The sequence below is a fragment of the Asticcacaulis sp. genome (assembly GCF_035497195.1).
Classification (GTDB): domain Bacteria; phylum Pseudomonadota; class Alphaproteobacteria; order Caulobacterales; family Caulobacteraceae; genus Asticcacaulis.
This window is the reverse complement of sequence record NZ_DATJDZ010000031.1, coordinates 156,452-181,012: the sequence shown is the minus strand read 5'-3', so window position 1 is coordinate 181,012 and position 24,561 is coordinate 156,452. Positions and strand designations below refer to the sequence as shown.

Below are 24,561 nucleotides of genomic sequence, written 5' to 3'. Positions count from 1 at the left end.
CACAATGACCGCCTATGTCATCATGATCAGGGACCGCATACTTGATCCGGCCGAAATGGCGATCTACGCCGAACTGGCCCCCAAGGCGCGTGGCGACAATCCGCCGCGACCGCTGGCCTTTTATGGCGCCGATGAAGCGCTGGAAGGCCTGAAGGCGGACGGCATCGTCATTCTCGAATTCAACGACATGGACGCCGCCCGTGCCTGGCACGGCTCACCCGCCTATCAGGAAGCAATGAAGCACCGGCAGCTTGGCGCGGACTATCGCGTGTTGCTGGTCGATGGTGTCAAACCGGCCTAGCCGCCCGCCGGTCAAGCCACAGGAAACGCGCCGTCTGGAAGGTGCCGGAGATCAAAGACGCCACCGCCACGGCCCAGATCAGACCCGCCACGCCCCAGCCGAGCGTCAGGCAGAAGACGAAGCCCAGCGGCAGCATGATCGCGCCGTAGGAAATATAGTGAATAACCGTCGGGGCCAGGATATCCTTGCGCGCCCGCAAAGCTTGCGCTGCCACCACCTGCAAGCCATCAGGGATGAAGAACCAGCAGGATAGCAGAAGCCCCATCTGCACGGTCGGCAACAGGTGTGCGTCATGGCTGTAAAAACGCGAAATCACACCCGACAGCAATAAGGTGAAAATCACCACGCCGATCATGAAGGCAGAGGCCGAGATGAAGCTGACCCGCCCCATGCGCGCTACCGCGGCGAAATCACCTGCGCCGAATGCCTTGCCGACCAGCACGGAACAGCCGGCAGAAAGCCCCAGCGGCACCATGAAAACGACGCTGGCATAATTGAGCACGATAGCCCAACTCGCCACTTCGGTTTCCCCCACCCGGCCGGCGAACATCGTCATGCCGGCGAAGGCCGCGACCTCGATGAAATAGGCTGCGCCGGTGGCGTAACCTATATGGCGTTGCTCGACGGCACCGTGATGGTCCGGCTCCTGTTTGCCGAGCAGGTCGAACGGCCTAGCCTCTTTCAGGCACATGACATGGATCAGTAAACCTATGGATTGCAAGGCGCGGGCGATCAGGGTGGCCGTCGCCGCCCCCATCGCGCCCTCGAAATGGACGCCGAACAGATTGACATGCCCCGGCACCAGAAGCAGGAGCAAGACCACGTTCACCGCATTGGCCAACAGGGTGGCGATCAGGGTATCGCGTGTGCGGCCCAGGGCTTCAAGAAACTGTGTACAGACGATGCCCGGCAGGAACAGCGGCATGGATACAGCGAAAATGATGATCGGCACCTTGGCGCCCTGCGCCATTTCTGGCGTGACCGCAAAACCGAGAAAGCCCAGCCCCGCCACCAGCAGCAGGATCATGAAGCCCGTGCCGAGCGTCAGCGAATAGGCCATGCCGCGCTGAAAAACGGCGCCGATGCGGTGCAGGTCATTGGCGCCCAGAAACTGCGCCGTCTTGACCTGTACGCCCATCAAGAGGCCCATCGAGGTCATGGCCGGCACCCAGTAAAGCGACTGCGCCAGCATCAGGAAACCGAGCTGCGCCGAGCTATGCTGGCCGACGATGATCGTATCCATCAGCGCCATCAGCATGACGCCGACGCGCGAGGCGATCACTGGCCACGACAGTCGAAAAAGGGCGGCAAACGCCGCCCTCGTTTGAGGTTCAATCCGGGTGATCAGGGTATTCATCGGCGCTCTGTAGCCGAATTTGTGATCACATTCAATCTTCCGAAGAAGGCAGTTTCCACCTCGCCACCCTTTTTGCCGGGTAAAAAATACCGCATTAAATTATTTCACATTCGCAACAAATTGAAAATTCAGTCTTTTTGCCACGGCACGAGCCTTGCTTGTTTGCTGTCGTCCAGAGGTTCAGAAGAACCATCCCTCCCCAGCCCTTTGGAGACGTCCCATGCAGATTGGTTCTTCCTTTTCCCCTATTACCGCTTCCTACGGCTCAACCAAAAAGACGCAATCCCCCCCAACCGATCCGCTGATGCAGATTGCGCCATCGGCCTCCGACACGTCCGAAACCACCTTGATGAAGTTCCTCAAGATGACGCCGGCGGAAAAGATGCAGTACACCTGGCTCAACGCCCACCACCTGACCAAGGAAAAGCTGGCCGCCATGTCGCCTGATGAACGCGCTGCGGTCCAGAAACAGATGGAAAGCGAAATCCAGCAAAAGGCGCGTGAGGGCACGGAGAAAAAGACCGGAAAATCCGTCGATATTCTCGTCTGAAACAGAGAAAGCCCGGACAGCGATGTCCGGGCTTTCTCTGGATTTATCATCCAATTAAGCAGCTTTGGAAGCGGCCGTCTTGAGACTGTGCAGACGTTCAGCGACTAGGAACGACAGTTCCAGCGCCTGATCGGCGTTGAGGCGCGGATCGCAATGCGTGTGGTAACGGTCGCGCAGGTCTTCTTCGCTCAGGGCAAAGGCGCCGCCGGTACATTCCGTCACGTTCTGGCCGGTCATTTCCAGGTGCATGCCGCCGGGGTGGACGCCTTCCGACGCCGCGATATCGACGAAGGCGCGCACTTCCGACAGGATGCGGTCGAACGGCCGCGTCTTGTAGCCATTGGCCGCCTTGATAACATTGCCGTGCATCGGATCGATCGACCAGATTACCGGCGAACCGTGCTTCTTGGTGGCCGCCATCAGGCGCGGCAAACGCTCACCGACCTTGTCCGAACCGAAACGGCCGATCAGCGTCAGGCGGCCGGGAATGGCTTCCGGATTGAGCGTATCGATCAGGCGCAGCAGGTCATCCGGCTCAATGGTCGGGCCAGCCTTGACGCCGATCGGGTTCTTGATGCCCTTCATGTAGTTGACATGGGCGCCGTCGAGCTGACGGGTGCGCTCGCCGATCCACAGCATGTGAGCCGAGGTGTCATACCAGTCACCCGACGTGGAATCGACGCGGGTCATGGCCTGCTCGTAGTTGAGCAGCAGGGCCTCGTGTGAGGTGAAGAAATCGACCTGGCGGATTTCAGGCTGGCGGTCCGGCGTAATGCCGATGGCCGACATGAAACTCAGGGTTTCGGAAATCTTGTCAGCCAGGGCGCGATAACGCTCACCCTGCGGCGAACCGGAAACAAAGCCGAGCGTCCACTTGTGGATATTGTACAGGTCGGCATAGCCGCCGCCGGCGAAGGCGCGCAGCAGGTTCAGCGTGGCCGACGACTGATGATAGGCCTTGATCAGGCGCTGCGGATCAGGAATACGCGCTTCGGACGTGAATTCCATGCCGTTGATATTGTCGCCACGATAGGACGGCAGGGTCACGCCGTCGATGGTCTCGATCGATGACGAACGCGGCTTGCCGAACTGCCCGGCGATGCGCCCCACCTTGACCACCGGCTTGCCGCCGGCGAAGGTCAGGATAACCGCCATTTGCAGGATCAGCCGGAAGCTGTCGCGGATATTATCAGCGGAAAATTCCTTAAAGGATTCAGCGCAATCCCCCCCTTGCAACAGGAAGCCATTGCCTTCAGCCACCTTGCCAAGCGCGGATGTCAGGCGGCGCGCCTCACCAGCGAAAACCAGCGGCGGCAGGTGCGACAGTTCGCTTTCAACAGCTTTGAGGGCCTGCGTATCCGGGTAATCATCCGGGATGTGCAGGGCTGGCATCGAGCGCCAGTCTTGGGGGGACCATGTTTTTTTCATAACGCTATTTACTCATTCAACCGGTTAAACTCAACCGGAAACCAATAGAGACATATATAGGCGAAGAAATTCCCCTGTAAAGTCCGTGACTTGTAGTTAAATTCGTAACTTTATGCTTTGCCGCACTGCCTTGATGGCCAGGATAGCGGCCATAACAGCAAAGGCGCCGAGACAGTAAAACCATGCCCGCCACAGGCCATAACTGATCGTGCCGATAACCAGAAAACAGGTGGCCTGCGCCATGAGATAAGGACGAAAACGCACGGCGAGATTGCCATCGGCCGGGACATTTTCCGTCTTGTCATCCAGGGCACGCAGTCCGTCCGACGGCACGCGTTCTTCGATTACTTCGCCCTTGATACCCATGTTCCAGAACAGCCAGAACCAGAACGCCGCCAAAAGCAGAAGGCCGGGAATGCCGAGTTCCAGCCAGGCCTGCAAGGCCATGTCATGAGGGTGGTTGGGGATGATCGGATCAAACTGCCTTGAAGCCTCATAACCCCAGCCCCACATCGGCTTTTCCAGCGAACGAGACACCGCATAGGTCCAGATATCGATGCGCGCCGCCCAGGAAGGCAACAGATCGGTTTTGATCTTTTGGGCAATTCCGCTCTGCATCAACGCATAGATAATAGCCGGAAACAGCAACATGGGGATCAGGCTCAAAACGGCCATCACCCGCTCAGGCGCCACCGCTTTCAGAGCGCGCGGCCAGTATTTAACGGCAAAGAAAACGGCCGTCGAGGCCAGAAGCGCCAGCAAATGCGCATTTGTGTCACTGGCAAAGGCGGCGGCCACCAGGGCCACAGCCGTGACGATAACTGTAATCGGCTTTCTACGCGCCATCTGTACCATAACCAGCGGCCAGAACATCATCAGAAGGGCGCAGTTGGTATTGGCGAAACCAACAATCAGCATGTTGTCGCGGCTTTTCGACACATTTGCGCTCAGCATCTGGCGCAGTCCGAAATGGCTGACCGCTTCAAGAAACTGCACCACGGCCAGAGCCGTCAGGACATAGGCGAACCACTTGAAAAGTGCGTAGGCCTTCACATCATTTAGCGATCGTGCACCGAAGATGCTCGCCCAGGCGATCACCCAGATAATCATCGGCACGGTGATCGTGACATCGCCGGTTATGACGAGTTGCGATCCCTTATAGGCTTCTGCCAAAGGTACGCCCCGCGCCACGGCTTCGGCGAAGTCCGAACGGAAGAGGGCCAAAAGAAGCATCAAGGCGGTCAAGCCCACGAACGGCGCGAACGTCTTCCATGAGCCATGCGACAAGAACAGGTGTCCCAGGCTCAACAGGCCGATCAGCAGCAACAAAGCCGGCAGGCCCGTTGTCGAGACATAGGCCCACAGGCCAAAGATCGTCAGTCCGGCATACAGTACCCAGGCGGTGTAATCCGCCTTGATCCGACGCCAAAGGCTCTTATTGCGATCCGCACTCAGCAGGCCCAGCTTGTCGGTCATGCCCGCTTGTCTTTCAGGGTCACCAATTCCTCGGCGGCCGTCGGGTGAACGGCGCAGGTGGCGTCCCATTGCGCCTTGGTCAGCTTCGCCTTGACGGCGATACCGGCCAACTGGATGATCTCGCCGGCCTCTCCGCCGACGATATGGACGCCCAGCACGACATCGCTTTTCTGGTCAACGATCAGTTTCATGAATATCCGGCTCTCACCCATGACAAAAGCCGTTTTCATCGAGCGGAAGCGCGTCTGGTAGACATCATATTTGATGCCCTGCTCGGTCGCCTCCGCCTCGGTCAGGCCGACCGTGCCGATCTGCGGCTGAGAAAACACCGCCGTCGGGATATTCTCGTAATCATAGGCCGTCGGATTGTCCTTGAAGGCGGTCTCGACAAAGGCGATAGCTTCGCGGATGGCGACAGGCGTCAGGTTCATGCGGTTGGTAACGTCGCCGATGGCGTAGATATGTTTGTGGCTGGTGCGCGAGAATTCATCGACCGGCACGGCGCCATGCACATCGGGCGTGATGCCGATGGCGTCAAGGTTCAGCCCCTCGGTCTTGGGCTTGCGGCCGGAAGCGTAGAGCACCTGCTCAGCCAGCATGGTTGTGCCGTCATTGAGGGAAATTTCCATGCCTGCGTCGGTCTTTTTCAGCGCTACCGGATCGAGCTGGGTGCGGATCTTGATGCCGCGCAGGGCCATTTCGCTGGCCAGGTGATCGCGCACATCATCGTCAAACCCGCGCAGGATTTTCTGGCCGCGATAAAGCAGGGTCACGTCGACGCCCAGGCCGTGCATGATGCCGGCAAATTCGACCGCGATGTAACCACCGCCAACAATGGCCAGCGACTTCGGCAGTTCCGGCAGGTTGAACATTTCGTTCGAGGTCAGGCCGTATTCGGCAACGCCCGGACAATGCTGCGGCAGGAATGGCCAGCCGCCGGTGGCGATCAGGATCGTCTTCGCCGACACAATGCGTTCGCCGCCCTGCTTCGTCGTCAGGATGAGGTGATGTTCGTCTTTGAAAGCGGCATGGGCGGCGATGACCTCAACGCCGGCCTTGACCAGGTTGGCGGTATATATCTGCGACAGGCGGGTCAGTTCGGTGTTATTTGTGTCGCGGAATTTGTTCCAGTCGAAAACGCCGGTGCTCGCCTCGCTCCAGCCGAAGCCCTGCGCGTAATGTACCTGTTCGGAAACCTCCGAGGCATAGACCATGAACTTCTTCGGAACGCAGCCGCGCAGCACACAGGTGCCGCCGGGGCGATCCTCCTCGGCCACCGCGACCTTCAGGCCCAGTTGCGCTGCCAGCCGTGCCGCGCGCACACCACCGGAACCGGCGCCGATAACAAAGAGGTCGTAGTCGTACTTTTCCATCTCAACCTTGTGCGCGTATCCACCGCGGTGCAGGCCCCTCATCCGGCCTGTCGGCCCCCTTCTCCCCGTAAACAGGGAGAAGGGGCAGATGGCCGATTTTACATAAAGCCCCCTCTCCCCGTTTACGGGGAGAGGGCTGGGGTGAGGGGCCGCCCCGGCTCGAAACAGTTAGGGATGCAGGACCGTCACACCGCCCTCGCCACCGATCAGGGCGACATCCGCCAGATCGAGGAATAAGCCGTGATCCACCACGCCGGTCAGGGATTTCAGCTCATGCGCCAGCCCGGCCGGCTCATGGATCGCCCCGCAAGCCACATCGAAGATAAGGTTGCCGCCATCGGTAATCCAGTATTGATCGCCCTTTTTGCGAACAGCCGGCATCATATTGATATCGAAATCGATCAGCACGTCAGAAATCCGGTTGACCGTGCCCTTCCAGGCGAACGGTTCGACCTCGATCGGCAACGGGAACTTGCCCAGCAGTGGCACATTCTTGGCGGCGTCGGCGATGACGATGCACGAATTAGCCTGCTCCCAGATCAACTTCTCGCGCAGCAGGGCCGCGCCGCCGCCCTTGATCAGCGCCAGGCCCGGCCCAACTTCATCCGCGCCGTCAACACACAGGTCCAACATCCCGACATCATTGATATCTTTGATGACCAGACCCAGGCTTTCGGCCAGTTGCGTCGTCTGGGTCGATGTCGAAACGAGGGTCAGCTTGATGCCGGCCTTTACCTGCTCAGCCACGGCCTTGACGAACCAGGCGGCCGTCGAACCAGTGCCGAGACCGACCTTCATGCCGTCTTTTACATAGCCTGCGGCCGCATCGCCGACCTGTTTCTTCTGTTCGTCAGCCGTCATCATTTCTTACTCGCCTTTTCAGCCGCCTTGCGTTCACGGAAAGCCGTCGACCAGCCTACCTTTTCAATCTGTTGGCCCCGTTCCAAGGCCAAAGCGCCCGGTGCCACATCCCACGTAATCACCGAGCCGGAACCGGTCATGGCGCCATCGCCTACCGTCACCGGCGCGATCAGCGAGGTGTTGGAGCCAATAAAGGCCCGCTCGCCAATGGTGGTCTTGTATTTGAAATAGCCATCATAGTTGCAGAAAATGGTGCCGGCGCCGATATTCGAACCGGCCCCCACACTGCCATCACCAAGATAACTCAGGTGATTGGCCTTGGCGCCCTCGCCGATCGTCACGTTCTTCACCTCGACGAAATTGCCGATATGGGCGTCCTTGCCGATATCCGCTCCCGGCCGCAGACGGGCATAGGGACCGATCAAAGCGCCTTCGCCGACTTTCGCGCCTTCGAGATGAGAGAACGCCCGGATCACCGCCCCCGTCGCCACCGTCACCCCCTCGGCGAAGACCACGTTCGGCTCGATGGTGACGCCTGCCGCGATCTCGGTGTCGTAGGAAAAGAAAACGGTTTCCGGCGCCGGCATATGCACGCCGTTATCCATGAAGGCCTTGCGCACGCCGTCCTGCCACACCTTCTCGATCACCGCCAGTTCGGCCTGACCGTTGGCGCCCAGCACTTCGTTTTCCAGCGCGAAGGTGACGCGCGGCTGCAAGCCACGGTCACGCGCCAGGCCAACGATATCTGTCAGGTAATATTCGCCCTTGGAATTTTCGTTCTTTACCTCGGAAAGCAACGAGAACAGCAATTCACGATCGCAGGCGATGACGCCGGAATTACACGCCTTGATCCTGAGCTGTTCCGGCGTGCATTCGCGCATCTCGACAATGGCGTTTAACTTGTCGCCATCGAGCACCAGACGGCCATAGGCGGCCGGATCAACGGCTTCAAAACCCAGCACCGCCATATCGGCTTCGAGCGCGAACACCGGCTCCAACACCTTGGCGGCCATCAGCGGGCTGTCCGCATAGGTGATGATGACCTTGCCGTCGAAACCAATCAGCGTTTCACGCGCCACAATGACCGCGTGCGCCGTCCCCATTGGCGGGTCCTGGGTTACGATATTGGCCTCGCCAACGCGTTTTGTCGCCGTGGCGCGGACTTCGGGGCTGTGGTTTCCCACGACCACGATCACCCGTTCGCAGCCGACCTCATAAGCCGCATCTATGGCCCGGTCGAGCATGGTGCGGCCGCCGATCCTGTGCAGCACCTTGGGGAGCGGACTTTTCATCCGCGTACCCTGCCCTGCCGCCAGAATGACCGCGGCGCGTCTTGTCTCAGCCATGTAACGACTCTTTTAATTTGCAGATCAGGCCGATTTAGCCCAAAGCGGACACAAATTCGATGAAAAAGACAGGTTTCGGCAAAATGAATCTGGACGGTTATATTCTGGCCTTCGATCTCGACGGCACCCTCGTGGACAGCGCCCCCGATATTATCGCCGCGCTGAACAAGGTTCTCCGGGAACAGGGCGTCAAACCTTATCACCTCGACGATGCCCGCCCGCTGATCGGCCGCGGTGCCATGGAATTGCTGCGCCGCGCCTTCGCCCTTGCCGGCGCGCCAATGCCCGCCGAACAGGAAAAGCCCCTCCTCAACCGTCTGCTCGAACTCTATGAGCAGCATATCAACGATCTCAGCAAGCCCTATGATGGCATGATCGCCGCACTGGATACGCTGGAAACCGCCGGCGCGCGCTTCGCCATCTGCACCAACAAGCACAATTACCTGGCGGTCGAACTGGTCAATAAACTTGGCCTGTCGCATCGCTTTGGCTCGATCAAGGGCGCCGACGTCGTGCCGCACAAGAAGCCGGCCGCCGGCCACCTGCGCGCCTGTATCGACGAAATGCACGGCGATATGTCAAAAGTCATCATGATCGGCGACTCGGAAACCGACTTCCTGACCGCGAAGGCGGCGGACGTGCCGTGCATTCTGTTCACCCACGGCTACAGCGAACGCCCGCTGGCCGAACTGAACGCCGATGCCCTGCTCGATCACTTCCACGATCTGCCGGCGGCGGTTCAGGCGTGCATAAAGTAGAAATGCCTCTTGCGCGGGGCGATTTCGCAGGTTAATACCCCGCCTCCCCACCCGGTAACGGACGCGTAGCTCAGCGGGAGAGCATTCGCTTCACACGCGAAGGGTCGCAGGTTCAATCCCTGCCGCGTCCACCATCTTCCAATTGCATCCCAAAATAACAGTTTTTTATGGTTTAAATTCAACGATTTAAGCCATCATGGCTTCATGGTCGATACCTATGATCAGGACAGTTGTGCGGGTGAACTGTGCCGATCTGATAATCTCGGAAGCCATTTTTTCTCAATAGAATCATCAACTAACAGCTTCCTTACTGTGCCGATTCACTGTGCCGATTCTATGCGTCCACTACGAGAATTGGATCATGCAGAATCCACCATCAAAAATGATCCGATATCGGACGATCTTTCACGTTCTAAGAATCGTATTGAGAAGCTGTTTGGGCAACGATCTGAGAAGCCTTTTAAGGCTGAAAAACTTCCTCGCCCCTCCTCTGCGAAATCGAGACGGATGGGAATTATTTCCAGAGGCAAGTCCTATTACGTTCGGCTCAACGTCCCTAAATCGCTCCAAGCCATCGTCGGCAAGACTGAATTTAGACGATCTCTCCATACGGGGAAAATGGTAGAAGCCGTCAGGAAGGCTCGAATTTTATCCGTTGAATTTGAACAATGGCTGCTCGAAGCCGAGGGAAGACCCGTTGAAGGGGACAAACCCGTCGCGCTGTCTATGCCATCGGCCTTCGATCCCAAGCCAACAGGCAAGACCCTGCGGGAGCTTTGTGAGGTCTTCCTGAACGACCCGACCAAAAATCGGTCAGGCAAAGCGGCATCGGGCTATTGGAATGCCGTAGAAGTCGCTGACGCCGTGCTCGGATCAAATAAGGTTATCAATGCCATTGACCGCCAGAACTGCCGCGACATCATCGACTTGCTAAAAGTCATTCCGAACAATTCCAAGAAACGGTTCCCGACACTCAACTACGTTCAGGCGGCGGAGAAAGGCCGAACGGGAAACATACCCCTCCTCGGTCCAAAGACGGTGAACGACTACATCATCAAGCTATCAGCGTTGATGAACTTCGCCATTGACGAAGGCCATGTAGATCGGAATCCGTTTCGTGGTCTCAAGGTGGTAGACGATGTTCACCCCCGCGACAAACGCAATCCCTTTGCCAACAAGCAGCTTCGTCAAATTTTCGATGCGCCTCTTTATCGAGGCTGCCTCAATGATCAGGAAGGCTATGATCAGTCTGGCCCCAATCACCCACGTCGCGGACGCTTTTGGATATCCGTGGTCTGGTCATGGGTGGAAACCCGTGCGTAGCCAATCTTCAAAAACCGCTCCTTCTAATCTATGAGTGTCAGCGCCAAGATCGCGCGTTCGCCGACCTCAACACGCCGATAATTTACAAACGCAGCGCACTCGATCAGTGCGTCATATTCTTCACGGCAACGCTCTCTGAATGAGCGTGCGCCTGATATTTCCAACACGGCCAGTTCGTCGTCACCAACCGTAACGCTGGTCATGCCGCTGTCGGGATCATCGATTGAGGTCATGCAATCGATCCAAGCGTTCATGTTCTTGCCGTAGAAACGGGGGAAGCCGAGATCGCGTTCGAAGACGGCATGGAAACTCTTCCAGTCCGTTATCTCCCCCGCATCGATCTTCACGACAACTGCGCGCATGGCTCTTACCCGTGTCCTTCAAACGTTCGATTATGGCGCAAGACCAGCCGCCCCATTATGGGTAGCCATTGCTGTCACATAATCCGTCTCGAAAAGTTTCTCACGGAAACGGTAGGCGTCAATACATCTGGGACAAGATTATCTCACCGACGTGCATGTTCATCATGCCATTAGGTGATCCAGCCTTCGGCCTGTCTCCACACGGGGAAATGTAAAATGGAAACGGCATGACATCAGGCGGCAAACCCGATCTGGCAACATGATCATAGCAAAAGACATTTAGAACGGGGTGATGCCCTTGGGCGCGGCCCGTCCAAGATGTAGGCACGACCTCTCTTCCCGTTGAAAAAACAAGAGTTGGAAAATGGCGCGACAAGGCAACGGCAAAATCGCCTCTATGGCGGTGCGCCCGTTGCTGCACGTCGCTGGCCGCCAAGTGAGGCCCGTTCTTGGGGCCGAGGTTGGCCCATGGGCGCGCCCGTATCGGAACCATCACTGGCGTCAGCGCCCGCGCAGTCCGCCGCCCCTGCCCAGCAGATTCCGCACGTCGCCGCCAGCATCGGACACCCTTCGCCAAGGCTTCGGGTGGCAAGCCACCCAGAAGCCTTCCCTCGGCGACTTGTCCTTCGTAGCTTTAGCGTAGGAGGAAGGCGTGTCGTCCGATGCTTTAGCGTAGGGAGACGTTACAATGCACTATCTCTATTTGATCCGTAGCTTGTCGTCGCCGGGGCAAACCTATGTCGGCCTCACCGACGATTTGAAACAACGCCTTATCAAACACAATGCCGGCGGGTCAGCGCATACGTCGAAATATGTTCCTTGGGAAATTGTGAGCTATCACGCCTTCGCGGAAAAACAACGCGCTGTTGATTTCGAGCCATATTTGAATCCGGTTCCGGCCAGGCATTTTCCAAAAAAAAGATTCTGGTGATTGTCTACTGCCCCGGTAAAGGCCTCAGTCCTACCCCCTCATTGGTCATCACCACGGGCCTGATATGGCCGTCCGGCTCGAAATACATCCGGTCGATCGCCAGTTCACGGTGATTGCCGTCGGCTGTATCGAGCGGACGGCGGTGATAGACGATGTACCAGTCATCCGTGCCGGGGATATTGATCACCGAATGATGCCCGGCACCGCGCGCAATGGTCGTGTCCTGCTGGAGAATTTTACCCGCGCGTTTGAATGGCCCGAAAGGGGATTTGCTCATGGCGTAGGCCACGCTGTAATCCGGCCCGGTCCATTCGCCTTCCGACCACATCAGGTAATAGATACCCTTGCGCTTGATCATGAAGGAACCCTCGACATATTCGGGATCTGGCGTGATCTCTTTATAGATATCGCCATCGGGAAACGACACGGCGCTCATCAGGTCGGGCGCCAGTTTCACCACATTGCAATGCTTCCAGCCGCCGTAATACATGTAATACTGGCCGTCATCGTCGCGGAAAACCATCTGGTCGATCGGTTGCGCGCCATTATGGATATCGCCGATCAGCGGCTTGCCGAGCGCGTCCCTGAACGGCCCTTCGGGGTGAGCGGAAACTGCCACGCCGATGCCGCCCAGTTCACCTTCATGGACATCATTAGCGCCGAAGAAAAGATAATATTTGCCGTCCTTTTCGATGACGGACGGCGCCCACAGCGCATAGGCCGCCCAGCTTACCTCTTTGACATCAAGCACATGCGGATGCTTTTCCCAGTGGACCAGATCATCTGAGGAGAAGGCATCCATAAAGGTCTGCTTCAGGAAGGGTGACCAGATATTCGGATTGGCGCGCAGTTTCTTCTGTGCCTCGCTCAATTCAGCCGGCGCGGCGGGCACCCCGTCGTCAGAGGAAAGGGTCGGATAGATCCAGTACTGATGATCAAATATGCGGATTTCCGGGTCGGCGTACCAGCCCGGCACGATCGGATTGCCGGCGCGGGCTGAAAACACCATTAGCCAGAACATCGCCACGGCCACCACACCCGACTTGCGCATTTCATTCTCCCTGTTTCAGCAACCATAGGCACGCGGCCATCCGTTGACAAGCCAACGATTTTACACCGCTTCATCCTCATTGATCCCTTATCCGCCAAGGCCCACCCTGTCGCCAATGACTTGCGCAAGGCTCCTGCTGATGTCCGAAAGACCACTTCAACACGATACCAATGCCGCCATCGCTCATGATCTCCGCTCGCCGATGAACGCCGTCATGGGTCTGGCCGACCTGCTGGCGATGAGTCGTCCGCTGACGGACAAACAGGCCGAGTTTATACGGACTCTCAAGCGCGCCACCGTGGCGCTCAACGAACAGGTCAACCGCCTGCTCGGCAGTCATGAACAGTCCGTCTCTGTGCAAGGCCCCGACAGGCCTCATCCGGCACCGTCCAAAACGACCGCCAAACCCCGCGTTCTGCTGGTCGATGATTACGCGCCCAATGTGCTGGTCGTCGCCACCTACCTCGAAAAATTCGGCTATGATTACGATATAGCCGATAACGGCATCGAAGCGGTCAGCCTGACCAAGGCCAATCGCTATGTCGCCTGCCTGATGGACGTCCAGATGCAGGACATGGATGGCATCGAAGCGACTATGGCCATCCGCGACTTCGAGACCCAGGAACGCCAGCCGCATCTGCCGATCATCGGCGTCACCGCCCATGCGCTTTCCGGAGACCGCGAACGCTGCCTCGACGCCGGCATGGACGCGTATGTCGCCAAACCATTTAATCCTTCGGACCTCGAAACCCGGCTGGCGGCCCTCATCACAGCTTAAGCGTCCTGCTGATCCTCGCGCAGGATGCCTTCCAGTTCCTCACGCGACAGCTTGGTGAAGTTGATCATTTCGGGTTCACTCTCGAAGAACTCGAATGACCGCTTCAATGTCTCGATGTCATGGTTGCGGAACTTCTTCGCCTTGCGCTCGATATCGGCCTTCGGGTAGCCGAGCGCAATCATGGCGTCGCGCGCCAGGGTCAGGGAGGAATCGAGCGTTTCGCGGTGATAGTAGTCCGCCCCCGCCCGGTCGAGATCGAAAGCATGACGCCGGTTGCGCGCCCTGGCGAAAACCTTGAGTTGCGGGAAATTCTGCTTGCTGAGCCTGACGATCTCGACGGCGCTGTCGGCGTCATCGACCGCCACCACCAGCATTCGCGCCTCTTCGGCACCGGCGCTGCGCAACAGGTCGAGCCGCGTGGCGTCACCGAAATAGGCCTTTGAGCCGAACTTGCGCAGCAGTTCGACCTGCTCCGGGCTTTTTTCCAGAACCGTCACCTGCACGCCCTGGCTGACCATGAAACGGCCGACAATCTGACCGAAACGGCCGAAGCCGGCGATGATCACCGGATTGTTTTCGTCGATCTCATCGTAATTGCGTTCCGGCAGCCGGCTCATGAACATCGGCTGGATGAACTTGCCATAGACAGCGATCAGGATGGGCGTCAGGGCGATGGACAGCGCCACCAGCAGCACCAGGAACTTCTGGATTTCCGGATCGATGATGCGCATCCCGCCGATCAGTTGCAGCAGCACGAAGGCGAATTCCCCGCCCTGGCAAAGACCGAAAGCCAGCCCCAAAGCGGGCGCCGTATCCAGCCTGAAAACACGCCCTAGTCCGAACAGAAGCAGCCCCTTCACCGCCATGACGCAGACCACCGCCGCAATCAACCCCACCGGATGCGCCCCTAAAACGGTGAAATCCATCCCCATGCCGACCGAGATGAAAAACAGGCCGAGGAGCAGCCCCTTGAAGGGCTCGATATCGGTCTCGATGGTGCGGCGGTATTCCGAATTGGCCAGAACCACCCCGGCGATAAAGGCGCCCAGCGCCGGCGATACGCCGACCAGTTCCATCAGGATGGTGACGCCGATGACCAGGGCCAGCGAGGCGGCGGTAAAGACTTCACGCAGGTTGGCGCGGGCGATGGCGCCGAAGACATAGCGCGACAGGTATTTGCCGCTGAAGATAACGCCGGCGATCACCGCCACCACCGCGACCGGTTGCAGCCAGGCCGGCCAATGGGCGATCAAGCTGGTGGTATGCTCGCCATCCACCGGCAGGACGCCGAGGTGCAGGCTCGACGCCAGCAAGGGAATGATGATCAGGATCGGGATGACGGCGATATCCTGAAACAGCAGGATGGCGAACGAGGTTTCCCCGACCACGGTATGGGTGAGGTTCTTTTCCCGCAGCATCTGCATGACCAGGGCGGTCGATGACAGGGCCAGCGCCATACCGACGGCCAGCGACGCCTGCCAGGAATGGCCGAGCAGCAGGCCCGTCACCATCAGGGCCAGGGCGGTCAGGGTCACCTGCAGGCCGCCAAGTCCGACGATCTGTCGGCGCAAACGCCACAGGATGGCCGGCTCCAGTTCCATGCCGATCAGGAACATCATCATGATGACGCCGAACTCGGCGAAGTGCATGACCTTTTCCGCCTCGCCGATCAGGCCCAGCACGAACGGCCCGATAATGACCCCGGCGATGAGATACCCAAGCACCGAACCGAGCTTGAAGCGCTGCGCCAGCGGCACGACCACGCACCCGGCCAAAAGAAAGACAAACACATTGAGTAGAAGATGTATGTCCATGCCATGCCCTCAGAATCTGCAAGAGTTACTATCTAGGCAGGCTGGCCTGTATGGCAAGGCTTAAGTCTCGCTTGACAGAGGACAGGCGCATAGGTTCAACTGAAACCATGCCTTCTGACCTTCAGCTCACGGATCATCCGCTTTTCGATTTCACCGAAGGCGCGTCGCCGCTCGTTATCGCCGCACCGCATGTCGGGACTTATATTCCGCCGGATATCGCCGCGAAACTGAACGGGACCGGCCGGGCCGTGCGCGAGACTGATTTCCACGTTCATCGCCTGTTCGATTTCGCCCGTGAGCTTGGCGCGACGACCTTGTGGGCTACCCATTCGCGCTATGTCGTCGATCTCAACCGCGATCCCGAAGGCGCCAATCTCTATCCCGGCAAGTTCGAGACCGGCCTGTGCCCGGTCAGCGATTTCGACCGGAACCCGATCTATCCGGAAGGCCATACCCCTTGCGCCGCCGAAATAGAGTTCCGTCGTGACACCTATTGGCGGCCCTATCATACGCAATTGAAAACCGCGCTTGAGGCCACGGTCGCCCGCCACGGCAAGGCTCTGTTGATCGACGCCCATTCGATTCGCGGCGTGATCCCCAGCCTGTTCGAGGGCCGCCTGCCCGATCTCAATTTCGGCGCCAATTCCGGCGTCACCCTGCATGAAAATACGCTTAGGGCCTTGCAGGATTGGCGAGCAAAAACAAGCACCTATAGCCATGTGCTCGATGGCCGCTTCAAGGGTGGCTACACCACGCGCCATTACGGCGCCCTATCTCAACAGATTCAGGCCCTTCAGATAGAGATTGTTCAGGACACTTATCTGGACTCCGCCTCCCCGCACCTGTATGACGCGCGCATAGCCGCCCCCCTGAGTCAGACCCTGCGCCCGCTTGTCGAGGCGCTTGTCGAGTCTCTGTAAAGCCAGCAGGTACAGCATGACCATTTTCCATCAGAAAACAGCCGAGCGCGGCAACATTATCGACGGCGCCGGCTATGCCAAATCCCTGCGTGACCGCCTGGCGGTGCATGTCACCAACCTGAAAGCGGCGCACGATCTGACGCCTTGCCTCGTGGTGGTCATCGTCGGTGACGATCCGGCCAGCCAGGTCTATGTCAAATCGAAGGGCGAGATGACCCAGGCGATCGGCATGGAATCGCGCACCATCCGCCTGCCCGACACCACCTCCGAAGACGAACTGCTTAAGATCATCGACGACCTGAACCGCGATTCCGTGGTCAATGGCATTCTGGTGCAACTGCCCCTGCCGAAGCAGATGTCATCGCTGAAGGTGATCGACGCCATCAGCCCGGACAAGGATGTTGACGGCTTCCATGTCATCAACGCTGGCAAGCTGGCCGTGGGCCTCGATGGCATTGTACCCTGCACGCCGCTCGGTTCGCTAATGCTGCTGAAGGACGCGGCTGCCGCCTATGGCGATACATTGGCGGGCAAGAACGCCGTCATCATCGGGCGCTCAAACATCGTCGGCAAGCCGATGGCGCAATTGCTGCTCAACCAGGACTGCACGGTCACCATCGCGCACTCGAAAACGAAGAACCTGGCCGAGGTCTGCCGCGCCGCCGATATTCTGGTCGCCGCCGTCGGCCGCCCGAAGTTCATCGCCGGCGACTGGGTGAAGGATGGGGCTTATGTAATCGACGTCGGCATCAACCGTATTGAGGTAGACGGCAAAGGCAAGCTCGTCGGTGACGTCGATTTTGACGGCGCGAAGGACCGCGCATTGGCCATCACGCCGGTGCCGAAAGGCGTCGGACCGATGACCATCGCCTGCCTGCTCAACAATACGATCAAGGCCTTCTGCCTGCAAAACCACCTGTCTGTGCCGGAAGGCGTTTAATTTAAGCAAGATACCCCACCACCACGCCCACAAGAATGGGCGCGGTCCCCCTCCCCGACAAGCGGGGAGGAGCAAGAAATAGAGCCTCCCCGCTTGTCGGGGAGGGGGACCGCACGACGCGCAAAGCGCTAGATGCGGTGGTGGGGTATCTTGCTTTCGATTGGGAGAGCAAAATGTCGTCCAAAGTCATCATCATAGGCGCCGGTCATGCCGGTGGCGCGGCGGCAGGTTTCCTGCGCCAGTATGGTTTTGAAGGCCATATCACCCTTATCGGCGCCGAGCCTTATCTGCCCTATCAGCGCCCGCCGCTGTCCAAGGCGTGGCTCAAGGGCGAGGCCTCGCTCGATGATCTCTATCTGCGCGGCGACACCTTTTATACCGATCAAAATATCGATGCCCGCGTCAACACGCAGGCCGTGTCGATTGATCGCGTCAACAAGACGGTCAATCTGCTGGGCGGCATCACCCTGCCCTACGACCACCTGATCATCGCCACCGGTTCGAAAGCTCGCCCCTTTCCAGTCCCTGGCGCCGACCGGGTGCCGCACCACCTGCTGCGCACCCTCGATGACGCCGAAGCCTTGAAAAACGCCCTGCAACCGGGGCACAGGATCGGCCTGATCGGCGCCGGCTATGTCGGGCTGGAAGTCGCGGCCTCCGCCCGCCATCTTGACTGCGAAGTCACGGTCTTCGAGCGCGAAAACCGCATCCTGGCGCGCGTCGCCTCGCAGGCCCTGTCTAACTTCTTCACCGACATGCACAAGGGGCGCGGCGTCAGCATCATCACCGAAGCCGCCATCACCGAACTGTCGCTCGGCGACGGCGACAAGAAGGTCGTTCACCTCGCCGATGGCCGTACCCACGAATTCGATCTGCTGCTGGTCGGCATCGGCGCACTCGCTAATGACGACCTGGCACAATCCGCTGGCCTGGAATGTGCAAACGGCATTATCGTCGATGAACAGGCCCGCACCAGTGATGCCAACATCTTCGCCATCGGAGACGTCACCTCGCGCACCCTGCCCATTTATGACGGCCGTTTCCGCCTCGAAAGCGTACCCAATGCACTGGAGCAGGCCAAGCAAGCCGCCGCCGCCATCACCGGCTTCAAACCGCCGGTCACGGAAACACCGTGGTTCTGGTCGGATCAGTATGAGTTCAAGCTGCAAATCGCCGGGCTGCTGCGCCCGGATTGCCGCGCCATTGTCCGTGGCGATCCGGCCTCGGGCGCATTCAGCGTCTTCCACCTCGACAGTGGCAATCGCCTGCAAACCGCCGAATGTATCAGCAAGCCGGCCGATTTCATGGCTGCCAAGCTGCTGATCGCCAAGGGCGTTGCGCTGGACGACACGTTTGCAGATCCCGAAGTTTCCCTGAAACCCTATCTCGGCAGATAATCATTTCGCATATGCGGTAAATTGCCAGATGACTTTCCGCCCCGTTTGCGCTTAGGTCGGAGGCAGAAACAACCCTCAACAAGAGGACGCTATGCCCAGTTCCCCCAAATTCTTCCCCGACGCCAAAACCGCACTTGAAGGCCTGGCCTTCGACGGCATGACCGTCATGTCCGGCGGTTTCGGCCTGTGCGGCATTCCGGAAAACCTGATCGCCGCCTTGCGCGATTCCCGCGTCACCGGCCTGACCGTCATTTCCAATAATGCCGGCGTCGATGGTTTCGGCCTCGGCCAGTTGCTGACCTCGCGGCAGATCAAGAAGATGATCTCCTCGTATGTCGGCGAAAACAAGGAGTTCGAGCGGCAATATCTCGCCGGCGAACTGGAGCTGGAATTCAATCCGCAGGGGACGCTCGCCGAACGCATCCGCGCGGGTGGGGCTGGTATTCCCGGTTTCTATACCGCCACCGGCGTCGGCACCATCGTGGCCGAAGGCAAGGAAATCAAGCGCTTTGGCGATCGTGACTATGTGCTGGAAACCGGTCTGGTTGCCGATCTCAGCATCATCAAGGCGTGGAAGGGCGACGCCCGTGGCAATCTGATCTTCCGCAAGACGGCGCGCAATTTCAACCCGATGATGGCGACGGCCGGCAAGGTCTGCATCGCCGAGGTCGAGGAAATCGTCCCGGTCGGATCGCTCGATCCGGACAAGATTCACACGCCGGGCATCTTCGTTGATCGTATTGTGCAGGCCACATTTGAAAAGCGCATCGAGCAGCGCACCTTGCGTCAGAAGGAAACCGTTTAATGCCCTGGACCAGAGACGACCTCGCCGCCCGTGCCGCTAAGGAACTGAAAGACGGTTTTTACGTCAATCTCGGCATCGGAATCCCGACCCTGGTGGCCAACCATATCCCCGCTGGCATGACCGTCACCCTGCAATCGGAAAACGGGATGCTCGGCATGGGCCCCTTCCCGACCGAGGACGAAATCGACGCCGACCTGATCAATGCCGGCAAGCAGACCATCACCGAACTGCCGGAAACGTCGTTTTTCTCGTCGGCCGACAGCTTCGCCATGATCCGCGGCGGCCATATCAACCTGACTATTCTCGGCGCGATGGAAGTGGCCGAAAACGGCGACATCGCCAACTGGATGATCCCCGGCAAGCTGGTCAAGGGCATGGGCGGCGCGATGGACCTCGTGGCCGGCGTCAAGCGCGTCGTCGTGGTCATGGATCATGCCAATAAGCACGGGGAATCCAAGGTTTTGAAGGCCTGCACCCTGCCTCTGACCGGCACGCGCGTGGTCAATCTGATCATCACCAATCTCGGCGTCTTCGAGGTCAAGCCGGATGGTTCGGGCCTCAAACTGATCGAACTGGCGCCGGACGTAACGCTGGAAGAGATCGCCGAAAAGACCGAAGCCGCTTACGAAGTGGCGCTGGCTTAAGCAAGAAGCCCCACCACCATCTGCGCTACGCTTGATGGTCCCCCTCCCCGGCATAGCCGGGGAGGTATAAGGAAATGCCTTTCTTGTACCTCCCCAACTTGTTGGGGAGGGGGGCCGACGCGCTTTAGCGCGTTGGTGGTGGGGGTTCTTACTGCCTTACAGCCCTTCAACCTTCTGGGTCGCTGACGGTTTCGCCATCTCCTGCGGTGTCGCCGTCTGGGCATAATTGGCCAGGGCCTCTTCACTGAAAGCGATCAAGCCGCTCACCACCTGGGTCGTCGCCTGATTATAGCCATCCGCCATCAGCGACATATCGCTCTTGCGCACGGCCACGTCGGCGCTGATGAACTTCTGCCCGACCACCATGCGGTCCGACAGGCGGATCAGGCGGGCATCGAGCGCAACCGAAACGGTCGGGCGGTTGCGCGTATAGTCGGTTTCGAACTTGCGCACACTGATATCGAGGCGGAAATTGGCCGCCGTCGGGCCACGCGGTTCCAGTGTCACGGTCTGGCCGCCACGGGCAAAGCCGGTCGAGATCGCGTCCTTGAACAAGCCTGCCGCGCCGGAGGTCCAGCGCGCTTCGGCGACATAGGCCACCTCGCTGCCTTCGACCGTCACAATCCGGTCGCCGGCGCTGTCCTGCGGGAAAGTCACCGTACCAAAAACAATGCCAACAGGGGTCTTACCGACCGCACCGGCGGTGCCAGCCGCCTGCGCCTTTTGCTCAACCAGTTCCGGCGTATAACCAAAGCGATAGAGTTGGGCCGGTTTGGTTTTCGGCAGCAGGGTGACGCAACCCGTCAGCGCCAATGCGGCGCCCAATACAGTCACCGTCGTCAGGGTTTTCATCAGCGCTCTCATTGGCTCACCTTTCTTTCCTTGGCGACGGGCTTGTTGATCAGGCCTTGCGGACTGGCCTGCACGGAATCAACAAGGTCTTTCACCGATTCCGAAGCGTCATTGAGGTTACGCAGGCTCTCCTGCAATTCCGGCAGGGTGGTTGAATTCAGTTGATCCGCCGGGGCCTTCATGGCGTCGGCCAGGGTGGCGACATGATCGGCGGCATCGGCCAGCTTTTTCGTGGCGGCGTTAATCTGGTCGAGTGTTTGCGGCAGGCGTTCCGACGCCACGCCATTGGTCGAATTGGCCAGCTTCGTCACCGCGTCCGCCGCTTCACCGGCGCTGACGATCGCCGCATGGGCGTCATCGATCATCTGCTCGCGGCCCTTGAGTTGGGCGGTAATGGCTTCCAGATTATTGAGGCTGTCCGAGAAGGTCTTGATGTTCTGATCCGACAGCAGCCGGTTGACGCGGTTCAGGCTTTCATAGGTGTTCTCGATCACCGATCCCGAACCGGAAAGCAGCTTCGACAGCGCGCTTTCCTCGGAATGGATCAGTGGCGGCGGCCCGTCCGGATTGTGTTTCAGCAACGGCGCATTGGCCGAACCAGGCGAAATCTGCATATAAAACAGACCGGTAATGCCCTGCGGCTCCAGTGAAGCGATGGAATCGACCCGCACCGGCGTGCCTTCGTCGAGTTGCACCGTGGCGATGACCTGGTGTGTATTGGCGTTGCCGAGGCGCAGGCCCGTTACTTCACCGACCTTGATGCCGTTGAAGTGCACTTCCGCGCCCTTGGTCAGGCCATCGACCGGCGTGTTGAACTCGACCTCATAGGTGCCGAAATTCTTGTTGAAATCGAACTGGATGAACCAGAAGGCGAAGACGAGCAGCACAAGTGCGAGCGCAAATGTGGCGAGGCCGACCAGAGCATAATGGGCTTGACGTTCCATAAGTTGTTCCTAATCCTTCACCCGTCCGCGCGGACCGTGGAAATATTCGTGTATCCACGGATGCTTGGATTTTTCCAGCACCTCGACTGGCCCCTTTTCCACCACATGACGATCCGCCAGCACGGCGATTTCATCACAGATGGCGTAGAGACTATCAAGATCGTGCGTAATCATAAAGACCGTAAGATCAAGGCTGCCCGCCAGTTCACGGATCAGCGTATCGAAGGCCGCCGCGCCGATGGGGTCGAGGCCCGCGGTTGGCTCATCGAGAAACAGCAGTTGCGCATCGAGCGCCAGCGCCCGCGCCAGGGCCGTGCGCTTGATCATGCCGCCGGAAAGCTCGGAAGGCGCCAGATCGGCGGCGGTCAAAGGCAGGCCGGCCATCGACATCTTGAGCAGGGCCACGGCGCGCGCCTCGCGGCGGCTCAGGCGGGTGAACTCCATCATCGGCGCCATGATGTTTTCCGCCACGGTCAGGGTGGAAAAGAGTGCGCCACTCTGAAACAGCACGCCGGTCTTGGCCTGAATCTGCCGGGTGGTGTTTTCATCACCTTCATAGAGGCGGTGGCCGAAAATGTGGATATCACCCGAAGTCGGCTTTTGCAGACCGAGGATCGAGCGCAGCAGCACCGTCTTGCCGGAGCCGGAGCCGCCAACAATGCCCAGTATCTCGCCGCGCTTGACGGTCAGGTCGAGGTTTTCATGGACGACATTGCTGCCGAAACTGTTGTTCAGTCCGGTGATCACGATCGGATCGGGATTTTCATCGGCCAGCGGGGCAAGGACTTTTCTCTTCATCAGAATACGAATCCGTTGAAGAGGACAGCGAAAATAGCGTCGATCATGAAGATCAGGAAGATCGACTGCACCACGGCGGTCGTCACCTGGCGACCGAGGCTGATCACGTCATCCTTGACGGTCATGCCAAGACGGCAGCCGACAATGGCGATCGTCACGGCGAAAACGGGGGTGCGGATCATGCCGACGAACAGGTTGACCGTCGGTACATAGTCATAGAGCCGTTGCACGAAGAAGGCCGGACCGAGGCCGAGCGCGCCCCAGATGGCCAGCGCCCCCCCGGCCATGCCGGCCAGTATGCCGATAAAGGTGATCAGCGGCGTCATGATGACCAGCGCCACGACGCGCGGCACCACCAGGGCTTCATAAGGATCGATCCCCATGACACGCATGGCGTCGATTTCCTGGTTCATCTTCATCGAACCGATTTCGGCGGCGAAGGACGAGGCGCTGCGGCCCGCCAGCAGCACCGCCGCGATGACCGGGCCGAATTCACGCATGACGCCGATACAGACGAGATCGACGGAAAACACCGCCCCGCCATATTGCTGGAGCGACAGCACCATCAAAAACGCCAGCACGGCGCCGACGAACATATTGGTGACAACGACGATCGGCAGCGATTCCAGTCCGGCGCGCTGCATGATATTGAAAAGCGCGGCAAAACGTATGCGTGACGGCCGCACGATCGACAGCATGATCAAGGTCATGACATGACCCATGAAAACCGATTGATCAATGAATCCGCGCCAGAAGGTCGACATGATCCGGCCGAGATGCACCAGCACGTAATAGACCGGATGCAGCCAGAACTTGCGAACTTCCGGGTGTTCCCGCGTATAGGTATCCATGGTCGGGCGATTGGCCCCGACCAGCGCGTACAGACGCGTATAGGCTTCGTTGCCGGGGAAAATCTCACCGTCGAGTTTGTCATCCAGCCCGTAATGCAGGGCGAAGGCGCCGGCGCTGTCCAGCACCTCCAGGCCGTCGGTCGTCACTCGCACCTTGTCATAACGCTTCAAGGCCGACTGCATCCGTCCGGCAATGCCTTCAAGCCGCGTGATGATCCAGTGACCGCTCAGATTCAGCACGGCTACATCGACGCCCCCCTTTGCGGGCGGCGTGACGGTAAACTCAGCCTTGATTGATTTAGGGGACGCCCTGTTCATTCTTTGGTATGGATGGCTTCAATCTGGTCGCGTGAATACCGGATCATACATGCCGCATATTGATAAAATGGCAAGAGTGAACGCGAAAAAACCGTACAGCCCTGTTCACATTTATGCCGATTGTGTTTCGCTTTGTGGCAGACGCACGCGATAAACGCCTTTGAAACCTTCCGGTTCGATCGGCTTGCCCTTACGCAGAACCTCCAGCCTGCCCTGCCGCGCCAGGCCGATGATCACGCCCCGCACTTTCGGCAATTCCCGCCGCCAGTTCGTCGCGTCTATTGCCTTGGCCACGTCATTGGGGCTAAGGGAGTCACCTTTTCGCACCTGCGATAAGAGATCGAACAAGGTCTCTTCTATGGTTTGAGACATGAGAATTCCTC

25 protein-coding genes and 1 tRNA gene are annotated in these 24,561 nt (G+C 58.9%); 12 read left to right on the top strand and 14 right to left on the bottom strand.

The genetic code is table 11. The features are described 5' to 3' along the window. Positions 1-4: 4 nt before the first annotated feature. Positions 5-301: a DUF1330 domain-containing protein gene (locus VL130_RS18505; RefSeq protein WP_325365317.1), complete on the top strand. Its 297-nt coding sequence runs from the start codon at positions 5-7 to the stop codon at positions 299-301. Here the strand turns inward: VL130_RS18505 and VL130_RS18500 are convergent. Next, positions 288-1,658, bottom strand: coding sequence for an MATE family efflux transporter (locus VL130_RS18500; RefSeq protein ID WP_325365315.1), 1,371 nt, complete (start codon positions 1,656-1,658; stop codon positions 288-290). The genes VL130_RS18505 and VL130_RS18500 overlap by 14 nt on opposite strands. A 220-nt stretch (positions 1,659-1,878) precedes the next feature. Here VL130_RS18500 and VL130_RS18495 point away from each other — a divergent pair, with 220 nt between their 5' ends. Then, positions 1,879-2,208, top strand: coding sequence for a hypothetical protein (locus VL130_RS18495; protein ID WP_325365313.1), 330 nt, complete (start codon positions 1,879-1,881; stop codon positions 2,206-2,208). A 54-nt stretch (positions 2,209-2,262) separates the two neighbouring features. On the opposite strand, the gene VL130_RS18490 is transcribed toward VL130_RS18495, so the two are convergent. From VL130_RS18490 to glmU, 5 genes are all read right to left on the bottom strand, one after another. After that, entirely contained in the window at positions 2,263-3,636 is a 1,374-nt protein-coding gene (locus VL130_RS18490; protein ID WP_325365311.1) for a class II 3-deoxy-7-phosphoheptulonate synthase, read from the bottom strand. A 96-nt stretch (positions 3,637-3,732) separates the two neighbouring features. Next, a complete protein-coding gene (locus tag VL130_RS18485) occupies positions 3,733-5,112 on the bottom strand; it encodes an O-antigen ligase family protein (protein ID WP_325365309.1) in 1,380 nt (459 codons plus the stop codon). Next, positions 5,109-6,485 (bottom strand): glutathione-disulfide reductase, encoded by a 1,377-nt coding sequence (gene gorA, locus VL130_RS18480; protein WP_325365307.1) that lies wholly within the window; start codon positions 6,483-6,485, stop codon positions 5,109-5,111. Before gorA ends, VL130_RS18485 begins: the two co-directional genes overlap by 4 nt. Positions 6,486-6,653: 168 nt before the next feature. Further along, complete coding sequence (rpiA, locus tag VL130_RS18475; protein WP_325365656.1) at positions 6,654-7,346, bottom strand: ribose-5-phosphate isomerase RpiA; 693 nt, start codon at positions 7,344-7,346, stop codon at positions 6,654-6,656. Beyond that, the gene (glmU, locus tag VL130_RS18470) at positions 7,346-8,692 is read right to left on the bottom strand and encodes a bifunctional UDP-N-acetylglucosamine diphosphorylase/glucosamine-1-phosphate N-acetyltransferase GlmU (protein ID WP_325365305.1); all 1,347 of its coding nucleotides are present in this window, start codon (positions 8,690-8,692) and stop codon (positions 7,346-7,348) included. Before glmU ends, rpiA begins: the two co-directional genes overlap by 1 nt. Positions 8,693-8,775: 83 nt before the next feature. Between glmU and VL130_RS18465 the strand changes: the two genes are divergently transcribed. The 3 genes from VL130_RS18465 to VL130_RS18455 all read left to right on the top strand — a co-directional run bounded on the left by VL130_RS18465 (position 8,776) and on the right by VL130_RS18455 (position 10,773). After that, positions 8,776-9,450 carry an HAD hydrolase-like protein gene (locus VL130_RS18465; protein ID WP_325365303.1) on the top strand — a complete coding sequence of 225 codons (675 nt, stop codon included), beginning with the start codon at positions 8,776-8,778 and terminating at the stop codon, positions 9,448-9,450. A 59-nt stretch (positions 9,451-9,509) separates the two neighbouring features. Continuing rightward, positions 9,510-9,584: transfer RNA gene (locus VL130_RS18460), tRNA-Val, on the top strand. A gap of 70 nt (positions 9,585-9,654) precedes the next feature. Continuing rightward, the gene (locus VL130_RS18455) at positions 9,655-10,773 is read left to right on the top strand and encodes a DUF6538 domain-containing protein (RefSeq protein ID WP_325365301.1); all 1,119 of its coding nucleotides are present in this window, start codon (positions 9,655-9,657) and stop codon (positions 10,771-10,773) included. A gap of 23 nt (positions 10,774-10,796) precedes the next feature. Here VL130_RS18455 and VL130_RS18450 read toward each other — a convergent pair whose 3' ends face one another. Then, complete coding sequence (locus VL130_RS18450; RefSeq protein ID WP_325365299.1) at positions 10,797-11,135, bottom strand: barstar family protein; 339 nt, start codon at positions 11,133-11,135, stop codon at positions 10,797-10,799. 688 nt (positions 11,136-11,823) lie between these two features. Here VL130_RS18450 and VL130_RS18445 point away from each other — a divergent pair. Then, on the top strand, positions 11,824-12,066 hold the full coding sequence (locus VL130_RS18445; protein WP_325365297.1) for a GIY-YIG nuclease family protein: 243 nt from the start codon (positions 11,824-11,826) through the stop codon (positions 12,064-12,066). 4 nt (positions 12,067-12,070) lie between these two features. Here VL130_RS18445 and VL130_RS18440 read toward each other — a convergent pair whose 3' ends face one another. After that, the gene (locus VL130_RS18440; RefSeq protein WP_325365295.1) at positions 12,071-13,117 is read right to left on the bottom strand and encodes a glycoside hydrolase family 43 protein; all 1,047 of its coding nucleotides are present in this window, start codon (positions 13,115-13,117) and stop codon (positions 12,071-12,073) included. A gap of 139 nt (positions 13,118-13,256) precedes the next feature. Between VL130_RS18440 and VL130_RS18435 the strand changes: the two genes are divergently transcribed. Then, positions 13,257-13,895 (top strand): response regulator, encoded by a 639-nt coding sequence (locus VL130_RS18435; RefSeq protein ID WP_325365293.1) that lies wholly within the window; start codon positions 13,257-13,259, stop codon positions 13,893-13,895. Here the strand turns inward: VL130_RS18435 and VL130_RS18430 are convergent. Beyond that, positions 13,892-15,709 (bottom strand): monovalent cation:proton antiporter-2 (CPA2) family protein, encoded by a 1,818-nt coding sequence (locus VL130_RS18430; RefSeq protein ID WP_325365291.1) that lies wholly within the window; start codon positions 15,707-15,709, stop codon positions 13,892-13,894. The two genes, VL130_RS18435 and VL130_RS18430, sit on opposite strands and share 4 nt — an antisense overlap. A gap of 107 nt (positions 15,710-15,816) precedes the next feature. Between VL130_RS18430 and hutG the strand changes: the two genes are divergently transcribed. From hutG to VL130_RS18405, 5 genes are all read left to right on the top strand, one after another. Further along, positions 15,817-16,629, top strand: coding sequence for an N-formylglutamate deformylase (gene hutG, locus VL130_RS18425; RefSeq protein WP_325365289.1), 813 nt, complete (start codon positions 15,817-15,819; stop codon positions 16,627-16,629). A 16-nt stretch (positions 16,630-16,645) separates the two neighbouring features. Continuing rightward, positions 16,646-17,569 (top strand): bifunctional methylenetetrahydrofolate dehydrogenase/methenyltetrahydrofolate cyclohydrolase FolD, encoded by a 924-nt coding sequence (locus tag VL130_RS18420; protein ID WP_325365287.1) that lies wholly within the window; start codon positions 16,646-16,648, stop codon positions 17,567-17,569. Between the two features lie 173 nt (positions 17,570-17,742). Continuing rightward, positions 17,743-18,966 carry an NAD(P)/FAD-dependent oxidoreductase gene (locus tag VL130_RS18415; RefSeq protein ID WP_325365285.1) on the top strand — a complete coding sequence of 408 codons (1,224 nt, stop codon included), beginning with the start codon at positions 17,743-17,745 and terminating at the stop codon, positions 18,964-18,966. A 91-nt stretch (positions 18,967-19,057) separates the two neighbouring features. Next, on the top strand, positions 19,058-19,771 hold the full coding sequence (locus tag VL130_RS18410) for a CoA transferase subunit A (protein WP_325365283.1): 714 nt from the start codon (positions 19,058-19,060) through the stop codon (positions 19,769-19,771). After that, positions 19,771-20,415 carry a 3-oxoacid CoA-transferase subunit B gene (locus tag VL130_RS18405; RefSeq protein WP_325365281.1) on the top strand — a complete coding sequence of 215 codons (645 nt, stop codon included), beginning with the start codon at positions 19,771-19,773 and terminating at the stop codon, positions 20,413-20,415. The genes VL130_RS18410 and VL130_RS18405 overlap by 1 nt, the downstream gene beginning before the upstream one ends. A gap of 156 nt (positions 20,416-20,571) precedes the next feature. Here VL130_RS18405 and VL130_RS18400 read toward each other — a convergent pair whose 3' ends face one another. The 5 genes from VL130_RS18400 to VL130_RS18380 all read right to left on the bottom strand — a co-directional run bounded on the left by VL130_RS18400 (position 20,572) and on the right by VL130_RS18380 (position 24,550). Next, positions 20,572-21,267 carry an ABC-type transport auxiliary lipoprotein family protein gene (locus VL130_RS18400; RefSeq protein WP_325365279.1) on the bottom strand — a complete coding sequence of 232 codons (696 nt, stop codon included), beginning with the start codon at positions 21,265-21,267 and terminating at the stop codon, positions 20,572-20,574. 8 nt (positions 21,268-21,275) lie between these two features. After that, positions 21,276-22,211, bottom strand: coding sequence for an MlaD family protein (locus VL130_RS18395; protein ID WP_325365277.1), 936 nt, complete (start codon positions 22,209-22,211; stop codon positions 21,276-21,278). A 9-nt stretch (positions 22,212-22,220) separates the two neighbouring features. After that, the gene (locus VL130_RS18390) at positions 22,221-23,009 is read right to left on the bottom strand and encodes an ABC transporter ATP-binding protein (RefSeq protein WP_325365276.1); all 789 of its coding nucleotides are present in this window, start codon (positions 23,007-23,009) and stop codon (positions 22,221-22,223) included. Beyond that, complete coding sequence (locus VL130_RS18385; RefSeq protein WP_325365274.1) at positions 23,009-24,178, bottom strand: ABC transporter permease; 1,170 nt, start codon at positions 24,176-24,178, stop codon at positions 23,009-23,011. The genes VL130_RS18390 and VL130_RS18385 overlap by 1 nt, the downstream gene beginning before the upstream one ends. Positions 24,179-24,289: 111 nt before the next feature. Next, positions 24,290-24,550: a DUF3253 domain-containing protein gene (locus VL130_RS18380; protein WP_325365272.1), complete on the bottom strand. Its 261-nt coding sequence runs from the start codon at positions 24,548-24,550 to the stop codon at positions 24,290-24,292. Positions 24,551-24,561: the final 11 nt, after the last annotated feature.